1 protein-coding gene is annotated in these 350 nt (G+C 36.0%); it reads left to right on the forward strand.

What is annotated here, in order from left to right; genetic code table 11:
* Nucleotides 1–327 (forward strand): transposase (locus AB671_RS21175; protein ID WP_228391007.1); only part of this gene is annotated, 327 nt, incomplete at its 5' end.
* Nucleotides 328–350: the final 23 nt, after the last annotated feature.

A 350-nucleotide genomic window follows, 5' to 3' on the forward strand; every position in this document is an offset into this window, starting at 1 on the left:
GAAGAAAAAAACACTACGCCAAAAGAATTCTCTTCACTCCAACTCCAATCCAAAGGCTTTCATGAAGAAATAGCAGTAGATGACTTTCTGCTTCGAGGGCTAGCGCATTGGTTTAAAGAAGTGGAAGAGTCGGGTTTCAAGTCGTTTTCTATCCTCAAAAATACCATTACACATCATTATAATGATATTCTAAATTATTTTGATGGAAGAAGTACGAATGCATCCGCGGAATCTTTCAATGCGAAAATCAAAAACTTTAGAATGCAACTCAGAGGAGTAAAGGATAAATCTTTCTTTCTATTTAGATTATCAAAACTTTTTGCTTAGTCCCCAACTTTTGAGACTGAGCC

It is taken from the genome of Chryseobacterium sp. BGARF1, from assembly GCF_001677955.1.
Classification (GTDB): Bacteria; Bacteroidota; Bacteroidia; order Flavobacteriales; family Weeksellaceae; genus Chryseobacterium.